General features: G+C 32.4%; 16 protein-coding genes. 5 read left to right on the forward strand and 11 right to left on the reverse strand.

Annotated elements, in window-relative coordinates:
* Nucleotides 1-178: 178 nt before the first annotated feature.
* Entirely contained in the window at nucleotides 179-1,255 is a 1,077-nt protein-coding gene (locus FS935_RS14405; protein WP_146949341.1) for a bifunctional 3-deoxy-7-phosphoheptulonate synthase/chorismate mutase, read from the reverse strand.
* 534 nt (nucleotides 1,256-1,789) lie between these two features.
* On the opposite strand from FS935_RS14405, the gene FS935_RS14410 reads away from it, so the two are divergent.
* Nucleotides 1,790-3,934 carry a cell division protein FtsA gene (locus tag FS935_RS14410; protein WP_146949342.1) on the forward strand — a complete coding sequence of 715 codons (2,145 nt, stop codon included), beginning with the start codon at nucleotides 1,790-1,792 and terminating at the stop codon, nucleotides 3,932-3,934.
* 46 nt (nucleotides 3,935-3,980) lie between these two features.
* Here FS935_RS14410 and ytxJ read toward each other — a convergent pair whose 3' ends face one another.
* From ytxJ to FS935_RS14425, 3 genes are read right to left on the reverse strand one after another with little or no spacing between them, the layout of a single operon-like run.
* The gene (gene ytxJ, locus FS935_RS14415; RefSeq protein WP_146949343.1) at nucleotides 3,981-4,310 is read right to left on the reverse strand and encodes a bacillithiol system redox-active protein YtxJ; all 330 of its coding nucleotides are present in this window, start codon (nucleotides 4,308-4,310) and stop codon (nucleotides 3,981-3,983) included.
* 44 nt (nucleotides 4,311-4,354) lie between these two features.
* Nucleotides 4,355-4,855 (reverse strand): YtxH domain-containing protein, encoded by a 501-nt coding sequence (locus FS935_RS14420; RefSeq protein WP_146949344.1) that lies wholly within the window; start codon nucleotides 4,853-4,855, stop codon nucleotides 4,355-4,357.
* Nucleotides 4,856-4,890: 35 nt separating this feature from the next.
* Entirely contained in the window at nucleotides 4,891-5,337 is a 447-nt protein-coding gene (locus tag FS935_RS14425) for a DUF948 domain-containing protein (protein WP_146949345.1), read from the reverse strand.
* A gap of 324 nt (nucleotides 5,338-5,661) precedes the next feature.
* Between FS935_RS14425 and FS935_RS14430 the strand changes: the two genes are divergently transcribed.
* Nucleotides 5,662-6,777, forward strand: a complete 1,116-nt coding sequence (locus FS935_RS14430; protein WP_146949346.1) for an aminopeptidase — start codon at nucleotides 5,662-5,664, stop codon at nucleotides 6,775-6,777.
* A 108-nt stretch (nucleotides 6,778-6,885) separates the two neighbouring features.
* On the opposite strand, the gene murC is transcribed toward FS935_RS14430, so the two are convergent.
* The 6 genes from murC to FS935_RS14460 form a co-directional block, all read right to left on the reverse strand.
* Nucleotides 6,886-8,184 carry a UDP-N-acetylmuramate--L-alanine ligase gene (gene murC / locus FS935_RS14435; RefSeq protein ID WP_146949347.1) on the reverse strand — a complete coding sequence of 433 codons (1,299 nt, stop codon included), beginning with the start codon at nucleotides 8,182-8,184 and terminating at the stop codon, nucleotides 6,886-6,888.
* A 196-nt stretch (nucleotides 8,185-8,380) separates the two neighbouring features.
* The gene (locus FS935_RS14440) at nucleotides 8,381-9,010 is read right to left on the reverse strand and encodes a hypothetical protein (protein ID WP_146949348.1); all 630 of its coding nucleotides are present in this window, start codon (nucleotides 9,008-9,010) and stop codon (nucleotides 8,381-8,383) included.
* A 126-nt stretch (nucleotides 9,011-9,136) separates the two neighbouring features.
* The gene (locus tag FS935_RS14445; protein WP_146949349.1) at nucleotides 9,137-11,668 is read right to left on the reverse strand and encodes a DNA translocase FtsK; all 2,532 of its coding nucleotides are present in this window, start codon (nucleotides 11,666-11,668) and stop codon (nucleotides 9,137-9,139) included.
* Nucleotides 11,669-12,152: 484 nt separating this feature from the next.
* Complete coding sequence (locus tag FS935_RS14450) at nucleotides 12,153-12,959, reverse strand: DUF1444 domain-containing protein (RefSeq protein WP_240050915.1); 807 nt, start codon at nucleotides 12,957-12,959, stop codon at nucleotides 12,153-12,155.
* Nucleotides 12,960-13,240: 281 nt separating this feature from the next.
* Nucleotides 13,241-13,558 (reverse strand): thioredoxin family protein, encoded by a 318-nt coding sequence (locus tag FS935_RS14455; RefSeq protein WP_146949350.1) that lies wholly within the window; start codon nucleotides 13,556-13,558, stop codon nucleotides 13,241-13,243.
* 294 nt (nucleotides 13,559-13,852) lie between these two features.
* Entirely contained in the window at nucleotides 13,853-14,356 is a 504-nt protein-coding gene (locus FS935_RS14460; RefSeq protein ID WP_146949351.1) for a hypothetical protein, read from the reverse strand.
* Nucleotides 14,357-14,681: 325 nt separating this feature from the next.
* On the opposite strand from FS935_RS14460, the gene FS935_RS14465 reads away from it, so the two are divergent.
* Nucleotides 14,682-15,122 (forward strand): YtoQ family protein, encoded by a 441-nt coding sequence (locus FS935_RS14465; protein ID WP_146949352.1) that lies wholly within the window; start codon nucleotides 14,682-14,684, stop codon nucleotides 15,120-15,122.
* A gap of 110 nt (nucleotides 15,123-15,232) precedes the next feature.
* Here the strand turns inward: FS935_RS14465 and FS935_RS14470 are convergent, their stop codons facing one another.
* Complete coding sequence (locus FS935_RS14470) at nucleotides 15,233-15,469, reverse strand: hypothetical protein (protein ID WP_146949353.1); 237 nt, start codon at nucleotides 15,467-15,469, stop codon at nucleotides 15,233-15,235.
* Nucleotides 15,470-15,751: 282 nt separating this feature from the next.
* Here FS935_RS14470 and FS935_RS14475 point away from each other — a divergent pair, with 282 nt between their 5' ends.
* Together FS935_RS14475 and FS935_RS14480 are read left to right on the forward strand one after the other, a co-directional pair.
* The gene (locus tag FS935_RS14475; protein WP_146949354.1) at nucleotides 15,752-16,405 is read left to right on the forward strand and encodes a hypothetical protein; all 654 of its coding nucleotides are present in this window, start codon (nucleotides 15,752-15,754) and stop codon (nucleotides 16,403-16,405) included.
* Nucleotides 16,398-17,453 carry an alpha/beta fold hydrolase gene (locus tag FS935_RS14480; protein WP_240050916.1) on the forward strand — a complete coding sequence of 352 codons (1,056 nt, stop codon included), beginning with the start codon at nucleotides 16,398-16,400 and terminating at the stop codon, nucleotides 17,451-17,453. The genes FS935_RS14475 and FS935_RS14480 overlap by 8 nt, the downstream gene beginning before the upstream one ends.
* Nucleotides 17,454-17,550 lie beyond the last annotated feature (97 nt).

Genomic DNA, 17,550 nt, shown 5'->3' on the forward strand with positions numbered 1-17,550 from the left:
GCAACATATTTTGTTTATTTATTCACAATTTCATGATAAATCCCCTAGATTTTCCCTCATTAATAACAATCTATAAAATCATTTTGCCTAAATGTACCACATTTATATACATAAATAAAATTAAGAGGCTAACGAAAGGTCAGCCTCTTGATGTGTTATATATAAAATTACCTGATAATTACGCATTCACCTTAACTAAATGTTTTAATTCAGTCATAAAGTTATCAAACTGATCAAAGTCCATTTGTTGTGCTGAATCTGATAACGCAACAGCTGGATCTGGATGTACCTCAGCCATAACGCCATCAGCACCAATTGCAAGTGCAGCTTTTGCTGTTGGAATAAGTAAATCCCTTCTACCTGTCGAATGTGTTACATCAACAAAAACTGGTAAATGAGTTTCTTGCTTTAAAATAGGAACTGCTGAAATATCTAATGTATTTCGAGTTGCACGCTCATACGTACGAATTCCACGTTCACAAAGAATGATTTGATCATTCCCTTGTGAAATAATGTACTCAGCAGCATTTATAAATTCATCAATTGTTGCAGCTAAACCACGTTTAAGTAATACTGGCTTACGTACAGCACCAGCTGCTTTTAATAATTCAAAGTTTTGCATATTTCTTGCACCAATTTGAATGATATCAACGTAATCAAGAGCTTTTTCAATATCAGCCGGATTGACAATCTCGCTTATAATCGCTAAACCATACTCATCCCCAACTCTTCTCAGAATTTTCAGACCTTCAAGGCCAAGACCTTGGAAATCATATGGACTTGTACGCGGCTTATAAGCCCCACCACGAAGTATTTTAATTCCTTGCTTCTTAGCTTGCTCTGCTACTGCTGCAACCTGCTCATAGCTTTCTACTGCACAAGGACCAACAATGAATGATTGACTGCCATCGCCGATTCTAACACCGTTTACTTCAACGATTGTATCTTCAGGCTTTTTCTTACGTGAAACTAATAATGCTTTACTATGATCATCTTCTTGTAGTTCTAATCCAGCTTTAAATATTTCTTTGAAAATATGCTGTAATGTTGAGTTTTCAAATGGACCATCGTTAAATTCTTTAATACTATTAAGCATTTTACGCTCGCGAACAGGATCGTAACGATGTACACCTTGTGCCTCTTTTGTTTTACCAATTTCTTGAACAACACTTCCTCGTTCATTAATCAGCTTTAAAATCTGTAAATTAATCTCATCTGCTCTTTCTCTTAATGCTTCTAATTCTGCATTACTCATCTGTCTCATCCTTTCGCATTAAAAATTAAATCTGTCAACCACACAAATCTTGTGAATAAAGTAGAAGTTATAGATTCATAATCTATCTTGATGGATAACACTATAGAAATACAATGTTTTCTTTATCATTCACTGAAAGTATGGTACATTTTCTATAATTAGTTGTAATTATATACGATAAAATTAAGATTGTCACCAAAAACTTTAACATTTAAACGCTTTTAAGCAGTAAAGTGTCTGAGTTAAGTAATTTTAACAGATACAAACAGCATCGTAACATATAACGAGGTTGCTTTTCATTATTTTACTAGGACAAGCACCTGTAGATTTTCTGATTCAAATATATTTAAATTGGCGAACATTTGGCAAGAACTCCTCAAACGTGTCTTCTAAAGAATTGCTTTTATAAATAAAGGACCTTCACTTCCTTTACAAGCACATATACGATCAAATTTTAATTTACTATCTCGTAATGACATAAAATATATAAAATAGGACTCAAATCATGTTTTCTAACGAAGAAGGGTGTAAAAAATGGATAATAAAGACCTAACATTTGCTCTGGATATTGGAACTAGATCTGTTGTGGGTTTAATTCTTAAAGAAGAAGATGGCTTCTATTACATTATAGATACAGTAATAAAAGAGCATGATAAACGAGCAATGCTTGATGGGCAAATACATGATGTGTTGGCTGTGGCTAACGTTATTTTATCAATAAAGAATGAACTTGAACAAACACATGGATCCTTAAATAAAGTATGTGTTGCAGCAGCAGGGCGTGCATTAAGGACTGAAAGAGCAAAAGTCACCACAGAAATAAAAGGTAAACCAATGATCCAAAAAGAAGATATCCTACATTTGGAATTAATGGCTGTTCAAATTGCACAAAAGCAATTAGCTGAAAAATATGATAGTGAACGTGCTCACCATTATGATTGTGTTGGATACTCTGTTCTTCATTTTCATTTAGATAATCAGGAAATCGGTAGTTTAATAGATCAACAAGGTGAGGAAGCGTCCGTAGAAATAATTGCGACATTTCTTCCTAAAGTTGTTGTTGAATCTTTACTAGCCGCATTAAACCGTGCCGGCTTGGAAATGGAAGCACTTACTCTAGAACCGATTGCTGCAATTAACGTTTTAATTCCTGCATCAATGAGAAGGTTGAACGTCGCTCTTGTTGATATTGGTGCAGGAACTTCTGATATTGCCATTACAGACTTTGGTACAATCATTTCTTACGGGATGGTGCCTATTGCAGGAGATGAGATCACAGAAGCAGTTTCAGATGAATTTCTATTAGATTTCCCCAAAGCAGAAGAAGCAAAAAGACAGCTATCTTCTCAAGAAAAGATTATCGTAACAGATATATTGGGCTTTGAAACTGAGATGCCGAGAGAAGAAGTAATCGAAAAAATATCTCCTTCTATTGATAAACTGGCTATTGCTATTAAAGATGAATTATTGTTATTAAACAATGGAATAGCACCAAAAGCAATTATGCTTGTCGGTGGAGGAAGTTTAACACCCAAGCTACCAGAAAAATTAGCAGCACTACTTCAATTACCTACCAATCGTGTAGCTATAAGGGGGATTGATGCTATAAATCAGTTAAAGCTTGCTGATCATGTGCAAAAAGGCCCTGAGCTCGTAACACCAATTGGGATTGCTGTTTCATCCAAACAAAATCCAATTCAATATATAAGTGTTAAAGTAAATGATCGGTCTGTTAGACTTTTTCATATGAAAACTTTAACAATTGCAGATAGCCTTTTAGCTTCAGGGATACAACTAAATAAGCTCTATGGAAAACCCGGAATGGCCATAATGGTTGAAGTAAATGGACAAACAATTACGATCCCAGGTAATCAAGGCTCATCACCTGTGATTAGAAAAAATGATAGCATATGTTTCCTTGATGATGAAATAAAGCATGGAGATAATATTATTGTAGAAAACGGGCAAAATGGATCAACTCCAGTAATCCCAATATCACAAATAATAGATGAAATACCATCAAAGTCAGTTTCAGTCAATGGAACAATCTATACCGTTCAAGCTAATATACTTCTAAATAATCAAGAAACACATGAGGATGTAATTTTATCTGATCGTGATAAGATTTCATGTTCTATACCTAAAACAATTGAGGAATTCCTGGAAAAAATAAACTTACAGAGCGAACTTTCAGAGCTTAAACCTTTTTCAATTCAATTAGATGAAGCAGTAGTACCTTTAGATGTATTTTCAGGTAAAATCTATAAAAATGGGCTTCAAACAACTAGAAATTCCAATCTTGAGAATGGTGATATCCTTGTTATTAAGCCTACTAAATTACCAACTGTTGAGGAATTTGTAAAAGAAACAAAAATGATGCTTGTTCAATCTTTACCAATCACATTTAACGAAAAATCAATAACACTTGAAAAATCAATAACTGAATTTTACCGAAATGAAAAACTGTTATCACACAAAGATGTTTTACTTAATGGCGATAGAGTAACAACAAAAAGAAAAGCTGTTGAGCCATTTATTTTTCAAGATATATTCATTGCAATTGATATTGATGTACCCACTTCAGGTACTAGTAAATTTATCTTATTAAAAAACGAGCAAGAAGTAAGCTTTCAGGAGCCATTATTACCAGGAGATAGCCTTTCAATTAAATGGCTATAAAAAGAAGCAAAAAAAGTGTCTATCCAATATGGTAGACACTTTTTTATTATTCACTGATTGCTTTGCTTAGGGTATCACTTGTAATTTTCCAATGTGATGTATTCCATGTAACGGTTTTGTCTTTAAATAATAGTGCTTGTGGTGATTCATGCTTAATATTAAAATTCTCTGCGATATGATTGGAAAGTGGGCGAGAATCTTGTACATGAAGGTGATATGTAGGAAACTCATCATGATTATTAGCAAACTGTTGATATTCTTCATAAGCAGCCTGACTAATTGGACATGTTAAGCTATTCTTTAAAAATAAAAATTGATCATGCTCTGTTAGTAGCTCTTCAAATTCTTCTACTGTTGAAATCGTTTTTGTACTCATATTTTTCACCCTTCAATATAGAAAGTAAGATTTCACTAGTTCACTTATTTCTTATTATCTTCTGTAATGTCATTGTCTTCTTCATTTGCATTAGACTTCTCTTCATCCTTAGATGATTCTACAGCAGAAAGTATAGTTTTATCTTGTTGCTCTTCTGTATTATCTTTATCTTCTGTACCCTCTGACAGTTCTTCAAGAGCTTTAGAAACCTGTTGCTCTGCTAATTCTGCTTGGTCCTCTGAATTAGCACTTGATTGACTCGTAATATCTCTTACTTTATCCATAATTTGTGTAGATTGATCTGATACAACTTGAGATAAAGAAGCTGTTTTTTCTTTAGCTAAAGCAGCTATATCTGAACTCTTTTCAAGTGCATTATTCGTCAACTTTCCTGTTCGTTCTTTCATGACATTTGCTTGTTCACCAAGATTATCTCGCATTTCTTTACCACTTTTAGGAGCTAAAAATAAAGCTGTTGCTGCACCGATTAGTCCCCCAATTACTGAACCCACTAAAAAGTCTTTGCTATTATTCTTCTTCGCCATTATTTATACCTCCTGATAGTTGATTTTAATCAAGTTCAAATTAAGTGATCATTATTAACCTGTTGTCTTTTTTCAGTTCTTTGTTTCCATTTTCCCCAAATATCCATTGCTGCATTACTCCACTGTACAACTTGATTAACTTTTTCTTGATTATTCTCCATACTTGTTGATGCAGTCGTGGTTATTTTCTTAACAGTTAGATTTAATTTCTGAATTGTATCACCAACATCTTTAACAGATTCAACAACCGTATTAAGTTTATCTGACTTATGTTGTATATCTTCTGCTAAAGCATTTGTTTTATGTAACAGTTGTGTCGTTTCTGTTGTTATACCTTCCATCTGTCTTTCAAGACCTGATAAAGTTCCTGCAACATTTGTTAAAGTCCCCTGCAGTGCTTTTAAGGTTTTTGACACATATACAACTAAAATTGTAAAAGCGATCGCAATTAAAGCAACACTCAAATATAAAATAATTATCATATCTCACACCTCCAATAACATTTACTATTTGCCATACCCGGTTATTACTTATTATAAACATAAATATTACATAATATCTAATTTCTCCACTTATTTAGACAATCCCTTTAATATTCCTACTTTTGTTGTTTCTATTTATAAAGACAAAAAATTAGTGTGTCAAAGTTGAATTCTGTGTCTGAAGACAATGGAACTATATCATTACTATAAAAGAGATATTAGCGTTTATAATACCTTCCTGGCCTTTCAGTATAAATATAGGGAAAGCTGCTAAAATCGGGTACAATAGGTATGACAGAAAAGAAAATAAATGGAGGTTTTATTTTGAAAGACCAACGTATAGAACAATTGGCTAAAAATCTAATTAACTACTCAATTCAACTTCAAAAAGGTGAGAAAGTACTTATTGAAAATTTTGGGTTACAAAAGGAATTAGTTTCCGCTCTTGTAAATGAAGCATACAAAGCTGGTGGTTTCCCGTTTGTTTCTATAAAAGATCATCAAATTGATCGAGCACTTCTAATGGGTGGACAAGAAGAGCAATATAACATGATGGCTGATTTTGAGGCCGAGGTTATGAAGAATATGGACGCTTATATTGGGTTAAGAGCTGGTAATAATATCAATGAATTCGCTGATGTGCCTGATGAAAAAATGAGACTGCAAGGTAAGACAGTTGGACAAAAGGTTCATCGAGAAATTAGGGTTCCAAACACACGATGGGTAGTATTAAGATATCCTACATCATCAATGGCTCAGTTAGCTAAAATGAGCACCGAGCAATTTGAAGATTTCTATTTTAATGTATGTAATTTGGATTATAGTAAAATGGACAAAGCAATGGATGCACTCGTTACACTCATGAATAAAACAGATAAAGTTAGATTAACTGGTGTCAATACAGACATTACTTTCTCAATAAAAGATATACCTTCAATAAAATGCTCTGGTCAAATGAATATACCCGATGGAGAAGTGTATACAGCTCCTGTTCGGGATTCTGTTAATGGAAAAATTACATATAATACACCATCACCCTATAACGGGTTTACATTCGAGAATGTTCAATTAACATTTAAAGATGGAAAAATTATTGATGCAGCAGCAAATGATACAGATCGTATTAATAAAATCTTTGATACCGATGAAGGTGCTAGATATATTGGGGAATTTGCGATAGGTGTTAATCCATATATTTTACATCCAATGCAGGATATATTATTTGACGAAAAAATCGATGGTAGCTTCCACTTTACACCTGGACAAGCCTATGATGATGCTTACAATGGTAATAAATCAAACATCCACTGGGATATGGTTATGATTCAACGACCTGAATACGGTGGAGGAGAAATCTATTTTGATGACGTGCTTATTCGTAAAGATGGTCGCTTTGTCATTGATGAACTTAATGATTTAAATCCAGAAAACTTGAAATAACTAGTAAATCAATTAATAAGAAAGAAATTATGTGAAAATTAAAAAGCTGACATCTAAAGATGGATTACAACAATCCACTTCCTGATGTCAGCTTTTTTTATTATAAGGTTATACTAAAACCTTTTCATATGCTTGTTGATATTTTTGAATATCTCCTGCACCCATGAACACTAAGACTGCAGAATCATGCTCCTTAAGGACAGTAGTATCTTCTTCATTAATTAAATGAGAATTATCAATTTTATTTAGTAAATGATCAATTGAAAGTTTCCCTACATTTTCTCTTGCAGAACCAAATATATCACATAAATAAATATGATCGGCTCTTTGTAAGCTTTCAGCGAATTCACCTAAAAATGATTGTGTTCTCGTAAAGGTATGAGGCTGGAATACAGCTACAATTTCACGATCTGGATATTTCTGTCTTGCTGCATCTATTGTTGCATTAATTTCAGTCGGATGATGTGCATAATCATCAATCAAAATTTGATCACCGATTTTTTTCTCATTAAAACGGCGTTTAACACCTTCAAATGTTTGCAATCTTTGCTGAATAATTTCTACATCGATATCTTCATAATGACATAATGCAATAACAGATAAAGCGTTTAACACACTATGGTCACCATATGATGTAATCTTAAAGTTTGCATAAAAAGTGTTTCGAACAAAAACATCAAAGGAAGTTCCTTCAGTAGACTTTACAACATTTCTAGCTTGAAAATCATTTTCATCACCAAAACCATAATATACTACTGGCACCTTGGCTTGGATTTGTTGAAGTTGCTCGTCATCTCCACAAGCAATAATACCTTTTTTTACTTTAAGTGCCATTTCTTGAAATGCACTAAAAACATCTTCTATGTTTGTAAAATAATCCGGATGATCAAAATCGATATTTGTCATAATTGCGTAATCCGGGTTATACGAAAGAAAATGTCTGCGATATTCACAAGCTTCAAAAACAAAATATTTGCTATTAGGTACACCACTGCCTGTTCCATCACCAATTAAAAATGAACTAGGCTCTGCACCTTTTATAACATGTGATAGCAATCCTGTTGTAGAAGTTTTCCCATGAACACCAGTTATTGCCACACTCGTATATCTTTGAATAAAGTCGCCAAGAAAACGGTGATAGCGAATAACAGGCAGCCCTAAATTAACTGCTTCAACAATCTCTTCATGTGTATCTGCATAGGCATTTCCTGCGATAATGGTCAAGCCTTCTTTAATATTTTCTTTGGCAAAGGGTAATATTTTAATGTTACGTGCTTCAAGGGCTTTTTCTGTAAATACATGTTTCTCTATATCTGATCCTTGAACTTCATAATTCATATCGTGTAAAATTTGTGCTAAGGCACTCATACCAGTACCCTTAATTCCAACAAAATGATAAACAGTCATAATTAGAACCTCCAACAAACGTCTATCTGATGACAGTATATGACGCTCATCTTGATTTGCAACTCATCTATATCAATCCACAAAAATTAGCTAATTGCTTCAGAATATATACATATGTAATCAGCTTACGAAAATATATTATATCATCAGCTTTACATAAAGACCATGAAAATCCTTCAATTATCATGGTGAAATCTTATACCCAAGTATATTTTATGGAATATTTCTTTAAAAATGTACGCCAGTTTTCTTCAGATTTCTCAATATCCTTTAAAAGCCTGTTAATAACCTCTGTATCTCTTTGTACATATACCTCACTAATACATAATAGCTGGTCATAGATCGGAATCGTTCGAATAAAAATATTTTCTTTCTCTTTAATATCTCTACTCTTATTTAGTAATTTGATATTTATTTCAACTACTTCTTTTGTAAGTAATTTCTCTGCATGTATATGATCATTATTTACTTTTATTACTCTAAATGGTTCAAGTACACAAGCCATAAAAAGGGCATGAATAACCGAATGTAAAGGATGTAACTTACTAGTTTGCGAACTCACATAAGACTGATAAATTGTTAAACCTTTTAATGTTAAATAATCAAACGTAAACCAATCACGAAAAAGCAATTCCTGATCATCCGTAAATTCAATAGTCTTAATACTATTTTTATTTCGGAAAATATGCTTAGCCTTTACTTTTTCGCGAATATTTACTTTTCGATTAACAAAATAATGCAGTTCGCCAATATGCTGAGCTGCAAAAGTGATCAAACGATCTTCCTTTTCCTGACGAATTAATTTTAAATCAACTATTTTATCCATGCAATGAAACTAACCTCTACTTTTTCTCGTATCATACCATTTCTTTAAAGCTCTGTTAATTACTTTACAATTTTTGCTTTTAAAAATTGTTTTTTAATTATTGATAGTATTTTTAAGTAGTACTATTTAAAAAGTACTGCTCTCCTGTATCGCGTCTAAATCTTCTTCGGAAATAAGAATATCTCTTGGTTTACTACCACGATTTTCAGATACAATACCTTGCTCTTCCATCATGTCAATTAACCTGGCTGCACGATTATAACCAACTCGAAAGCGTCTTTGAAGACTTGATGTCGAAGCTCCACCTTGATTCACGACAAACTCACACGCCTCAACAAATAACTCATCTTCTTCAGATTGAATTGTTGCCTTTTTCACTAACTCATCTTGATGAAATAGATAGTCTGGCTTTGCTTGTAGTTTAACATGTTTAACAACTCTTTCAATTTCTTCATCAGAAACAAAGGTCCCTTGAAGTCTCACAGCTTTAGAAGACCCGTTTTCTAAAAATAGCATATCTCCTTTTCCTAATAGTTTTTCAGCTCCACTAACATCAATTATTGTCCTTGAGTCTACCTGTGAAGAAACAGAAAAGGCTATTCTAGTTGGGATATTTGCCTTAATTAAACCAGTGATAACATCTACAGATGGACGCTGTGTTGCAACAATTAAGTGAATTCCACATGCACGAGCCTTTTGGGCAATACGACAAATTGATTCTTCTACATCATTAGGTGCAACCATCATTAAATCCGCTAATTCATCGATAATAATAACTAAGTATGGAAGATGTTCACCTTGCTTATGTTCTTTAACAAGCTGGTTATATCTCGTAATTTCTCTTGTTCCAGAATGAGCAAATAATTCATATCGTCTTTCCATTTCTTCAACCGCCCATTTCAATGCGGCTGTTGCAGCTTTCACATCTGTTATAACAGGACTAACTAAATGTGGTATGTCATTATATGGTGCCAATTCGACCATTTTTGGATCAATTAACATGAGTTTAACATCATGTGGTGCAGCTTTATAAAGTAAGCTAACTAAGATCGTATTAATACATACACTCTTACCTGAGCCTGTAGCACCTGCAATTAATCCATGTGGCATTTTCTTAAGATCAGTAACTGCCGGCTGTCCAGAAATGTCTAAACCTAAGACAGCATTCATCGGAGAAGGATTATTACGAAATTCTTGACTTCTTAAAATTTCACGCAGAAAAACCATCTTACTTACTTTATTTGGAACTTCAATTCCTATCGTATTTTTACCTGGTATGGGCGCTTCGATTCTTATATCTTTTGCAGACAAGCTTAATTTAATGTCATCACTTAGATTGGTTACTTTACTCACTTTTACTCCTGGCTCAGGATGTACTTCAAAGCGAGTAACTGCCGGACCTTGTGTAACATTTACTACACTTGCACGCACATTAAAGTTTGTTAATGTAAGATCTAGTAATTCTTTTTGTGATTCAAGCCATGTATTATCTTCTGTTAATTCTTGTGTCGGAACATTTAAGTAAGAAAGTAAGGGAAATTGATAACTGTCTTCGTTTTTTTCTTTACCATGAATACGCTGTTTATCTCTTCCTAGCATCATTACATTAAAAGGATGTGAACTTTTTCTACTTTCCTTCTGTTGTGGAATAGCTTGGATGTGTTCAACTTTACCTTCATTTGGTTGATCCAAAATGACATTAGCTTCTTTTTCTTTATTATTATCAGTTAATTTATCTTCCTTAAACGACACTGAATTCGTATGACTACTTTCAATTTCTTGATGTTTAACCACATCTTCTTCAGTATCAAGGCTAGGTGAATTAGATTCAGATAATAAGTTATCTTTTATACTTTGATCACCAATTGGTTGAACTTCAGATTTGAGAAGTTGCTGAAGAACCTCATCCTCCACATCTCCATTTGTTTCGTTATTTATTATTGTATCGTTATCCTCATCGTCGAAAAGCTCTATATTACGTTCTTCTAAAATGTAGTTGTTATCTCTAAAACTAGATTCAGCATATTCAGATTCCTCAATTTCCGTTTCACTTTGATATGAACTTTCTTGTATCTCTTTATTTTTTGAAGAAGAACTGATTTCAAACTCTGCTTCTTCATTACTATCTTCCATAACCTCTTCATGTTGTCTACTGAATAAATGAACTTTTTCCTCATTCGCTTTTTCCGTTACAATTCGTGAAGAATTAGGATACCTTATATGATCTGTTTGAAATCCATATATCGGAGATGGTGTTGACGTCGGGTGGAAAGGTTTTTTCATTTTCTCAACAACAGGTTTTTTTTCTTCAAATGAAGATTCAGAATAATCAAAGGTTGGTGTAGTTTGCTGCTTTTTGGCTGTTTGTTGAGTCTGGCTCTGATTACGAACAGTTCGCTTTGGTCTTTCATCTCTCTCTTTTTTTGTATATGTTTCATCTGGAATAACGGGAAATTTAAAATTACCTTTTGGATATTGGTAAGATACTCTAGCTTCAGCTTTTTGATGATCATTTGATTGTCCTGCAGTCATATTTCGTTCATTAAAAACATTTTTCACATTAATTTGCTCATCATTCTTTAATTCATCAACTGTTCTATTAAATTCTTTTTCATCATCACCTAAAAAGAAGGTTACTAGTTTTTTTACCCAATTCATCTTAATCACTCTTTCACATAATTAAAAATCGTTGTATATACTACGATTTTGTTAAACCCTATTGAAGTTAAGTAACTTGCCCAGAAACATACCACAAGTTTCTGTAACTTCACTTATTACTCTCATAAATTAGAATTCATTCTCGTAGAACCGATTTTTACTTTCGAATTTCAATTTATATATCCTAATAGAACATATAATCCTACTTACTATTGTATCAATAAATGTCATGTTTTGTAGATAAGAAAAAAATCTACTGTTATTTTTTTATTAGTCAATGTTCATAACTAACTAGTAGATCCTTGTGAGACACTAGCAACCGGTAAAATAGAAAAAAGAGGATAGCTCACAATGTACATGCATGAGCTACCTCTTTTATTTTCACTAAACTTATTAATAAAAAGCTAACAGAAAAATTCTTGCTATAATATACCATTCGTTATTAATCCTTTTCTTGTTGGGGTTCAGGTCGTAAAAGGATAGATTAGTTAGTGTGTGGTTTATTTTTACCTAATATAAAGATAGGCTCAAGCTTCTTTTCTTCATATAAAAATGATAGAGCGGTAATTGGAATTGTCCCACTTGCAAAGAAACTCATAGTTAACTGAGCTAATATATCATAACCAGTGTCATTTCTTATATCAACAATAAGAAGTACATCTTGATGTGGTACAGCTACAGCCATTTGACCTTCAATTTTCTCTTCAAAAGACTGCAGAAGGTTTTCATTTAAAATTCTACTTGCATCATATCCATCATTTGCATTAAGGAAATAAAAAACATTACCTGCAACAACATCTTCTTTAACACTTGTCTTTAATGATCTAACATTAAACAAGGCAATTTCTTTAAGTTGTTCTTTAGTCCAACCTTCTTTTTCCATCATTTTCTCATCGATTAAACGATACGTTTTTCCAAGGTCTAGTGCATAATAAATTCTTGTTTCCGCTGTATGCTCACTATAAAACAATTTAATTCCTTCATTACTTTCTGATGGAAAGGATGTTGAACGAATAACAGGATAAATCGATCTTTCTTTTCCTGTTATCTCCTGCTCCTCATTCATAACAGTAAGTGCTTCTTTTACATAATACACAACCTCATCAATTGCTTGTTCCTTTGTGTTTTCCCATTTTGCAATGATTCTTGGTAAAGTTAATGTAACACCTTTATTTGACTGAGAATCCTCAACTCTTAAAGTATCTTTTTCACGATCATAATTGAATTGCCATTCGGACTTATTTAGCTTCTCCTTAAGCATCTCAACTAACTTTCTAGAAGTCATCTTCAATTTTCATTTTCCTCCTCTTTAGAAAAGCAAAAGTGTCTTGCTCATCGCCATACAAACTATAGGAGCATCGACTAAGATAAAGGAAACACAGTAAGCAAAGCGAACGATGTTAACTTATCATAGGGAGATGATCTGGAGTTTTATTGGCAATTGCTGCTGAAGCTAGACACTAATACAAAATTTAATACTTTTAGATCTTACTAGCAAAGTGCTTAGCACCTAGTTATCAATATCATGTATGAATAATTTGTTTTTTTAAACTAGTTGTTTTTTAAAAAAATTTAATTATGAATCGTATCAATAAATTCTTGAATTTGTTTCTTTTTTTTTCTATCCTTATTAACAAATCGACCAGCTTCTTTTCCTTGATTAAATGCAACGAAGCTAGGAATTCCATAAACATCTAGTTCTTGACAAAGCTCAATATATTCATCACGATCAACATAGTAGAATGTAAATTCAGTATTTTCCTGTTCTAATTCTGGTAAAATTGGTTCTATGATTCGGCAATCAGGACACCAATCAGCTGAAAACATTAAAATAGTATTCTTCTCCTGTATAACATTCTTATATTCTTCAATAGATTGTAATTTCTTCATATTATTTCCCTCCACATTAGGTTGATTATTAAGGATAAATTATTCGTTCATTATATCTATATTGTTTAAGGCTATTATCATTATAGTGTATATGATTGCCGATCCTGTTTCCAGTTAACCAACTTGAGATATATCAATGAGCTTAGGTTATTAGTATAAATGCTCTGTTTAATCTTATTGGTTGATTTCCGTTACAGGCATCTAAAATCATAGTAAGCTTAACATATTCAATATAAAATAAAAGTGGATAACACAAAAGCAAAAGTAAGCTCCTTTTGAGTCATCCACTTTAACCTATTTTTTCACTGAATTCACAATTTCCATCATATTTTGTGCATCTTCTTCAATGTCACTTTTATTTGTTTCTGTTGTCAACTTAGTACCACCGATACCTACAGTAATCTCATACTGATTTTTCTCAACCTTATCAACAAACAAATAACCAAATTTTTCTTCGTTTTCGAATGTTTTTAAAATTAAAGGATTTTTATATTGTTTTGACAAAGCTTCATAAGAAACTTGACTATTCGATTTTTCCTTTAAATTCACAAATAAAATATAGCTTTGTTTCCCTTTTTCAAGTATTACATTATATTTATTAGTTTCTTCTATTTCAAATTTCTCTGGAACATAATATGAAAAAAGTTTTGTTTCTTTATTTGGTTTCTTAGGTTTTTCTTCAAAAGCAATTTTTGCCTGATTGACTGTTGTTTTTGATAAATCTTCATCAGATATATTACAGCTTGTTAAAGTGAGAATTATAAAAAAACTAAAACATAAGGTAATTAATTTATTCACACCAATCCCCCTCGAAAACTGATAAATGCAAGGATAGGTTCAAAGGTTTTTTAGCTGCCATTGACCTAAGTATGCGATTATTACATTGCTTTATAGCCTAAAGATAGCTTGCTTTATAAAAAGATTTTACATTAGATATTGTTTATAACAAAGAAATGCAAGGAAATACTTATTAAAAAGCAGAAAAATTTAGTTATCGTAAAAAAGAACCTATTTAATAATAACCTTTTTCATAAAAACGTGACAAGAGAAAGTATAGGAACAAAACACAATAATGAGTGAAAAATATGTTAATATTGAGTAATATTGATCTAGGAGGGATTTTATGGAATTCATTGTTTATTTAGCAGGAGAAATACATTCAAACTGGAGAGATCAAATAAAACAAGAAGTATCTAGCAAACAACTTCCATTTCATTTTGTTGGACCTATGGAAAACCACGATTTGTCTGACTCTATTGGTGAAAATATACTTGGCAAACAGCCAAACTCTATTATCAAGGATGATATGGCTTCAGGAATTAATAATTTCAGAACAAGTGTCCTTATGAATAAAGCAGATATCGTAATTGCTTTATTTGGTAAAGAATATAAACAGTGGAATACTGCAATGGATGCAAGCACAGCAATCTCCTTAAATAAGCCACTTATTATCATTCGACCTGAACAACTCCACCATCCATTAAAGGAACTATCAAACAAAGCTAATGTAACCGTTGAAAATGTAGAACAAGCACTTGCTGTACTTTCATATCTAGTAGAATAAGAATAACACAAGGCGCCGCTTACCAACTCGAGGGCGCCTTGTGCTAGGTACTAAAACTAAGTGGAAATTTAAATTCATATAAAGCTGATCGATAGGATTAAAGATAACTCTTAAAAAATAATAGGAAACTTTTCCTTCTCATAAAACGTTGAAAACATACAAAATAGAAATACAAATTGTTCACCTGTCATATTTTCATCAACCTCAAATAAATAAAAAAAGGCCTCCAAGCTATCTTGATTTAATCCATCGACTTTTTCTAAATCAATCTTCATGTATTCTACTTTTTCAAAAACTCTTTCATTCCCATATTCCTGAAATATATCTTTTATTTGATTTTTATACACAGTGTAAAACCACCCCTTTTCCTAAAAATTCGAATAAATATATCTTATTCATTGTTAATAGGATGTGATTGGTGTTTTGACTAAATAGAGAAAAACTACATTCCAATCTTCAAAACTCAGTGAATATCATTGTCCATATAAAAAAAGGCAGGGGTGTTTCTATCATTTTAAGCACTCATTCAATTCTACCTTCTTATACTATAGAAAAATGTTGCTTGTATTTATAAACCTATCAGTTTTGCATGTTTATTTGAATACAGCAATCAAGGAGGAAAAAATTTAATGAGTAAAAAAACAACTGATGTGTTCAAATTACTAAAGCAAATTGGATTTAAGCTCGAACATACTTTAAACACATCTATTAAAGATAAACTTAATAATGAAGAGATTGCTATGGCAATGAATTCAGGTGGTAAAGTGATTGCTCAAATTAGTGAGGCGATTCAAGAATATGTAGAAGAAGTATCTTCACAACTTAACCTTCCAACGAAAAAAGATATCGGAAGACTAGGTAAGTTAATTGTCCAATCAGAAGATAAGTTAGATGATATTGAGGATGAAATTAAAGAAGCGATAAATCTACTTAGAGAACTTAAAATGGAGATTGATAAAAAAGCAATCCATGCAACCAAATATATAAAGCCAGCTTGTCATAAAGGTAAAAAGCAATGGAAAAATAAACAGGTATATCTAAATAAACAGGTTTGTAAAAAAATTGATAAAATAAAAGATTCAGTAATTGATATCACGTCAAAACACTCAATCTGTTCAAAAACTAAGGATAGCCATTCTAATTCTAACATGGCGAATATAAAGCAAGAACTACTAGATCAACTATTACAACCAACAACAAATGTGGACCTTAAAGAAGTAAATAATCTACTAACTAAACTTCTTCAAGAAAAAATAAGAAATAGTGGAAGTGAAAATGGGTAAATCTGACCTCGGTCATCAATATAATCTGGATCAAGAAATGAAGAGATGGCAGGGATTTTTCAAAGCAATTGTAAACCCAGAAATTGAAGTAGGTTTGACGCCCAGAAGTGCTGTTTGGAAAAAGAATAAAGCAACTTTGTGGTATTATCCCTCACCAAATAAAAAGTACAGTATCCCATTATTTCTCGTCTATTCGTTAGTAAATCAGCCCTATATTTTAGATATGGCTCCTGGTAATAGTATGATTGAAAGTTTCACTGAAAATGGTTTTGATGTGTATTTACTTGATTTTGGTATACCGGGCTATGAAGATCAGGATATAACAGCAAGCGACTATATTGTTAACTATATTCAAAAAGGTGTCAAAAGGGCACTTCGTCACTCTGATGCAAAAGAAATAACCATTATTGGTTATTGTCTTGGTGGAACACTTGCTACCATGTATGCAGCCATTGCTGAGGAACCTATTAAAAACTTAATTTTATCTGTCTCTCCAGTTGATTTTGAAACTGCTCCCTATTTTGATAAGCTGGCACAAGCTACTAAAGAGGGGCGTTTAGATTTTACTAACTTGCTAGAAACAACTGGGATTATTCCAGCAAAAATGATCAAATGGGCAATGAGAATGGTTACAAGTCCCATCTATTTCACACCATACCTTTCCTTACTAAATAAAGCATATGATGACGAATACGTAGACAAATGGAAACGTCTAAATAAGTGGACATCTGAACATATTCCTTTTACAGGAGCTGCTATGAAAGAACTCATCAATGAATTAGGAAAAGAGAATAAGTTAATAAATGGTGAACTTTATATTCATGATAAAAAAGCAGATCTAAAAAATATACATGCAAATTTGCTTGTTATCTCCACAGACTTAGATCAGCTTGTCGTAAAAGAGCAAAATATTCGTGTAATTGATTTTGTTTCAAGTAATGATAAAACATTTTCTCTTGTAAATGGAGGACATACTACACTCGCAACCGATAAGGGATTACCTTCTTTTTTATCCGAGTGGCTACCTCAACGATCTGATCCTTTATAAGTGTCATCTTAAAGGAAATATAATGGCTTGGCTTTGTTAAAACCTTAACATTGCCAGGCTTATTGACGTTCCTGATTCATAGCTTTCATGTGTAACT

This window comes from Metabacillus litoralis (assembly GCF_007994985.1).
GTDB lineage: Bacteria > Bacillota > Bacilli > Bacillales > Bacillaceae > Metabacillus > Metabacillus litoralis.